General features: G+C 61.3%; 4 protein-coding genes. 1 reads left to right on the top strand and 3 read right to left on the bottom strand.

The features are described 5' to 3' along the window. Positions 1–21 precede the first annotated feature (21 nt). From PMI35_RS06460 to PMI35_RS06470, 3 genes are all read right to left on the bottom strand, one after another. Positions 22–1,380, bottom strand: a complete 1,359-nt coding sequence (locus tag PMI35_RS06460) for a DUF1329 domain-containing protein (protein ID WP_008064058.1) — start codon at positions 1,378–1,380, stop codon at positions 22–24. A 42-nt stretch (positions 1,381–1,422) separates the two neighbouring features. Next, complete coding sequence (locus PMI35_RS06465) at positions 1,423–3,426, bottom strand: DUF1302 domain-containing protein (protein WP_008064054.1); 2,004 nt, start codon at positions 3,424–3,426, stop codon at positions 1,423–1,425. Between the two features lie 126 nt (positions 3,427–3,552). Further along, entirely contained in the window at positions 3,553–4,119 is a 567-nt protein-coding gene (locus tag PMI35_RS06470) for an RBBP9/YdeN family alpha/beta hydrolase (protein ID WP_008064052.1), read from the bottom strand. A 355-nt stretch (positions 4,120–4,474) separates the two neighbouring features. Here PMI35_RS06470 and PMI35_RS06475 point away from each other — a divergent pair, with 355 nt between their 5' ends. Beyond that, positions 4,475–5,518 carry an AraC family transcriptional regulator gene (locus PMI35_RS06475; RefSeq protein ID WP_008064049.1) on the top strand — a complete coding sequence of 348 codons (1,044 nt, stop codon included), beginning with the start codon at positions 4,475–4,477 and terminating at the stop codon, positions 5,516–5,518. The last annotated feature ends 251 nt before the right edge of the window (positions 5,519–5,769 follow it).

Below are 5,769 nucleotides of genomic sequence, written 5' to 3'. Positions count from 1 at the left end.
GAGCGTCTGCTTGCGGTTGGCTTAGCGAATGCCGCTGCCGGCCAGGGATTCCGACGACCACTGCGCCTTGGAGAGCGGATCGATGTACTTGATGCCGCCGTAAGGGCCGACTACACCGTTGATGTTGTACGAGCCACCGACCAGGTCATAGATCATGAAGGGCGTAGAGTCCGGGATCTGCTTGTCATAGCTCTGGCTGAGGAAGGCGAAGGAACCACGATAGAGCTGACCACGGGCGTCATATTGATCCGAGGCCAGAGCGGTCCAGCTGTCTTCATCGAGGTAGAAGCGGCGCTTGGCGTAGATGTGCCGGGCACCGGCCTTGAGGGTGCCTTCGACGACCCAGACACGGTGTTTTTCCCAACGTACGAAGTCCGGTGCCAGGTGATTGGCGGTGGTCAGCGACTTGGGATCCTGGGCGTAGGTCAGCTTGTAGGTGTTGTAGGGCACGATCATTTCCTGCTTGCCTACCAGCTTCCAGTCGTAACGATCCAGCGCACCGTTGAACACGAACACGTCATCGTAGGTACCCGCGCCCGCGGTGCCTGGGTTCGGCGTGTCGTACGCCAGGTTTGGCGCCAGTTTGACTCGACGCTGGCCAGGCAGGTATTGCCAGGCGCGGCGCGGTTGCTGCAGCGGGTTGGCGGCGTCCTTGAGCATCACCGCTTCGCCGGCTCGACGTGCGGGGCCGGTGTACGACAGCTTCATCTGGTAGTACACGTCGGCGCTGCTGATCGGCTGCGAAAGGTTTTCGTAGATCGGGTAGGAAATGAACGCCTGCCCGGTGGTGGCCAGGCTTGGCACACCGGCGGAGTCGACGTTCCAGGAGTCGTACTTGGAGTTGATGCTCACGCCCTGGTAACGCAACAGGAAGTTCCACATCGCTTCGTTGCCCGATTGCGGAATCGGGAACGGCACGCCCGGCAGCACGTTGTCGATGGCCAACCCGCCCTCCAAGGACTTGGCACCGCTGGCGTTCTTCACGCCGTTGTCGAGGATGGCCTTGGGCAGCGAAACGGTACGGTGGGTCGGGAACACGTCGACACGGAACGTCGGGAAGCGCTTGGCCAGTTCAACCGTGGTGGCGCTTAGCAAGCCCTTGTACTGGTCGACGTTCTTGCCGTCGATCACCAGCAAGGGTTTTTCGCTGGCAAACGGATCCGGACGCATGCTGTCACCGGATTTGAAACTGGCCGGCGGCGTGGTCAGGCCACCGTTATAGGCCGGAATGGAACCATCAGCGTTCCCGGCTTTTTCGGCGCCTACCAGGGTCAGGCTGCTGCCCAGCTTGGCAGCGTCCTGGGTTGAAACAGCGGCCTGTACCTGGGCGGCAAGGACCATGGCCAGCGAAGCGGCCAACACGGTTTTCACGAATTTCATCTTGTTATTCTCCTGCTTGCATTTGAGCAAATCAGTGGTGCATCAAAAGGTTGTTTTCATCGTCAGGTACACGGCGCCACGGTCCTCAGTCGTGGCACCCCCTCCGGAAAAGGACGAATAGCCACCGGCGTAACAGGCGTAGTTTTCGTTGCCGCTGAAGGCGTTTGGCGCAGCGCCGTCACCGCCGTTCGGGCCAGTACTCACACCGCTGACATTGCACTTGTCGGCCTTGCCGAAAGAGTCCACGTACTTCAGGTCGACGAAGTATTTGTTGTACACAACGGCCCCGAGGCCGACGGCGTAGTTACCGGTATCCTTGGCACCGCCACCGGAGACCGGTGACACGCCATCGAGACCGAGGTTGATGGACATCGGCGCGTTGAGGTCGACACCGGGAAACACCTGGTACCAGGTCGGTGTGAAGTTGACCGCAATACCCCAGTTGTCCCGGGTCGGCTGGTCGATGCCGCGGTAGGTGTCCTTGCCTTTGTAGAGCGCCTCGTTCTTGCTATCGAGCTTGAGCAAGTTGCTGTAGTACACCTCGGCGAGCAGGGTCGCCGAATCGAACACCGGGGTTTTCGGCATGGTCATCAGACCGTTGATCGTCCAGTGCAGGGTGTCGCCGGTGGCGGCCATGCTGTCGCCCTTGTCCGGGGTGTCATAGATCACGCCGGTGCCGGGCGTGCGCGCCGGCAACAGGCCGAGACCCTGGCCCAGGCCCAACGGACTGGTGGAGCTGACGACGGCCGGAATACTGGCCAGCGGCATGTTGTGCCGAACGTTCAGGTCCGAGCCCACGCTCACCCCGCCCACGTCCTTGGACAGGCTCAGGCCAACGATCTTGATGTTGTCGGCATAAGCCATTTGATAGGTGGCGGTGCTCAGCGAGTTGAGCGTATTGATCACCGCGGGCACCTGCCCGGCTGGCCGGGTGCCGTTCGGGTTGGCCGAGCTCAGGCCCCGGGCATCCAGCCAGGCTTGCGGGAGGATTTCCGAGGTTTCGCGGTAGTAAACGCCCAGGGTGCCGTCCAGCCAGGCGGGCGACCACTTGGCCATGAGGCCCCAGTCGCCGCGCTTGTCCGGCGTCAGGTCATGCCCGCGACGCACGTTGGTCAAGCCGTTGCACGGTGCCAGGCCGCAACCCAGAGGACTGCCAGGCACGACAGCATTAGTGTTACCCAGCAGGAACGACTGTGCGCCGAAACCGACCAGGTCGGAGCCGCCGTAGTAAGTGCCGGCTTCCGGTAGGCGTGCGGCGTCCCAATCAAGAAAGTACTGGGCGGCCAGGGTCAACTCAGGGTTGACCGTGAACGACATCGACAGCTGGTTACGCGGAACGAACAGTTCCTTGGCTTCGGTGCCCGGCGACGCGGCCAGCTTGGCCAGGTCCAGGCCGGACTGGCCGTAGCTGATCGAATGCACCGGGTTGAGAATGGTCTCGCCCCAGAACACGTTGTGCTGGCCAGCCTTGAAGCTCAGCATCGACTCCTCGCCCACTTCGGTGCTGTAGAACACGAAGGCGTCGAGAATTTCACCGGACGGACCGGTGTAGTAGCGCTGGGCATAGTTGCTCAGGTGCGGGCTGCCGTTGCCGACGTTGTCATTGGTGACCCCGGCGAGGCGCGGGTCGTTGGCGATCAGGCCCGAGGTCGAACCGTTGCCGTTGACGAACGGGTTGGAATTGGAACCAGTGTTCTCATAGGCCTTGTCGTACCAGCTGGCGGCGCTGACGCGAAAGCCCATGTGGTTCTGGTAGACCACGTCCATCTCGGTCAGCAGGTCGACACGGTTGGTGATGTTGGTGCCGGACTTGCGGAAGTTGTAGTCGCCGTCGTTGTTGTTGGGCGTGCCCAACATGCGTTTGTCAGCGCTTTCAGTGCGTACGCCATAGTTGTACTTGATGGTGTTATCCAGGCGAACGGTCCAGTCCGGGCTACCTGTCTCGATCTCTACCGCATGGGCCATCGGCACCGTTGCCGCGAGAATGGCCGAAGCCAGCAAGGTGTAGCGTGAAGCGGTGAACCCGTGACTCTTGTTGTTGTGCATTGCGTTTCTCCGCCTTTTTGTATTTGTTTTAAGCGCAGCAGTCCCCGCGTAACCCCTTGTTCCAGGGATTTACGTTTTCAGGGGTGGGGGTGAATGCCGGATGGCGCGGGCCAACCGGCGCCTGAATCAGCGATCCAGCTCGAGGATGAGGGCTTCGGCTTGTGGCCAGTGCCCGTACCCGGCAGCAGGATTGAGATGACCGACGTCGCCCAGGTTGAGCAGTTCGCTGCCCCAGCCTTCGGCCAGGTGCGTAACGGCTTGCAGGCTGGCGAGGTGGTCGTTGGTACTGGCGGCCACCAGGCTGCGAAATGGCAGCGGGCCTTTGGGTAGCGGATCCCAACCCTGGCTACGCAGGGTTTCAGGCGATGGATAGCCTGACGGCCAAGGGGCATCGAGGTCAGGTGGAGCGGCCAGCAGCGCGCCCTTGATCGGCCGGCTGTGCTGCGCGGCCCAGTGCGCGACCATCAGTACGCCAGCGCTATGGGCGACCAGGATCACCGGCCCGTCGATCTGCTCCAGGGCGTGCTGGATCGCTTGCACGCGCTTGTTGCAATCGAGCTTGTCGGTCTCCTGCGGCGGCACACTACGTACCTTGCTGAGCCTGGCTTCAAGCAACGTCTGCCAATGTTCGGCAACGTGCTCGCGCAGGCCCGGTACGATCAGAATGGTTGCGGCAGTTTGCAGTTTGTTCACTTCAACACCTACGCTTTCTCGATGACTCGACTGGCTCTGTCGCCAGGGGCTTTTTGTAGGACTGACATTAAAGAGCGGCCACCCGAGGTGCTTTTCATTGGACGTCATGCACTTTTCTTTTCATGACAAATGCTCCGCTGGTGGCGCGGTGCGACCACCGGTCTAAAATCCCGGCAGGTTCTGTGCGGGTCACTGTAATCAATGGGTGAGCCTAGACGAGGTTTGCGCAAGAGTGGTAAATCGGACAGCAATGGGCGAGTGACTCCGCTCACTTCACAACTGTTCAATTGCTGATGTGCTGGATATAGTCGCCACGCTTTTTTTGAATCGCAATCGGCCCAGGAAAGACCTTCGCATGACCAAGCTTGTTCGCGCCGCCGTCTTGACCAACTATCTGGAGGTCACTCAATACCTGGGGTTCAACCCACGCGATGTGCTGGCCGGCGTCGGGCTGACCAAGACCTTGCTGCAGGCGCCGGAACACCGCATCCCCATCGATTCCGCCGTGCGCCTGCTGGAAGATTCAGCCGCGGCCAGCGGCTGCCAGACCTTCGGCCTGAGCATGGCCGAATCACGCCAGCTCTCGGACTTCGGCGTGGTCAGCCTGCTGCTCAGCCACCAGCGCACGTTGCGCGATGCCTTGCAGGTGGTGGTGCATTACCGGCACTTGATGAATGATTCGCTGGCTATCTTCATCGAAGAGGCCGGCAAGATGGTGATCATTCGCGAAGAGGTGGTCACCGAATCGCCGCTGCCCAGCCGACAGGCCACCGAGCTTGCCATCGGCGTGATGTTCCGCCTGTGCGCCGCCCTGCTCGGCTCACACTGGCATCCCTATAGCGTCAATTTCACCCACCAGCCTCCCGACAACCTGCAACTGCACCGTCGCCTGTTCGGCTGCACCCTGGAGTTCGGTAGTGAGTTCAATGGCATCGTCTGCGCTGGCGCCAGCCTGGACATGACCAACCCCAACGCCGACCCGGCCATGGCCCGCTACGCCCAGAGCTACCTCGATTCGCTGCAAGGCCACCAAGGCACGTCGATGCTGTTCGAAGTGCGCAAGGCCATCTACCTGCTGCTGCCCATGGGCCGCGCCACCATCGAGCAAGTCGCGCAGAGCCAGGGCATGAACGTACGCACCCTGCAACGTCGCCTCAAGGACGATGGCTGTGCGTTCAACGATGTGATCAACGACGTGCGCCGCGACCTGGTGCTGCGTTATCTGGACAACCCGAATTACTCGCTTAGTCGCATTGCCGACATGCTGGGCTACTCGATGGCGAGTTCGTTTACGCGCTGGTTCATCAGCCAGTTCGGCATGCCACCGGCGACGTGGCGCGCGCAGAAGCAGGGTTCGACAAAAGCCCCGACGGACGCTGTCCCGCCCAAGCCCTACTGATATCGCGTCTGTTGTGGGATTGAGCCTGCTCGCGATGGCGGCCTGGCAGCCGGCCAATCTCTTGCGGCTGCGCCCGATCCACTGTGGGAGCTGGCTTGCTCGCGAAAGCGGACTGGGCAGCCGACCAGTCGCTTGCTGATGTACCCGATCTACTGTGGGAGCGAGCCTGCTCGCGATGGCGGCCTAACAGCCGATCTGTGGTTTGTTGAATGAGTACATATCCATTCCTGCGGTAACGGCCACCTAGGGTT

Origin of the sequence: Pseudomonas sp. GM78 (assembly GCF_000282475.1) — a bacterium.
GTDB lineage: Bacteria > Pseudomonadota > Gammaproteobacteria > Pseudomonadales > Pseudomonadaceae > Aquipseudomonas.
This window is presented reverse-complemented; position numbering and strand designations above follow the sequence as displayed.

Bases quoted from the DNA above. Each gene is read 5' to 3' on its own strand.
- PMI35_RS06460 (WP_008064058.1), bottom strand. From the start codon at position 1,380: ATGAAATTCGTGAAAACCGTGTTGGCCGCTTCGCTGGCCATGGTCCTT.
- PMI35_RS06465 (WP_008064054.1), bottom strand. From the start codon at position 3,426: ATGCACAACAACAAGAGTCACGGGTTCACCGCTTCACGCTACACCTTG.
- PMI35_RS06475 (WP_008064049.1), top strand. From the start codon at position 4,475: ATGACCAAGCTTGTTCGCGCCGCCGTCTTGACCAACTATCTGGAGGTC.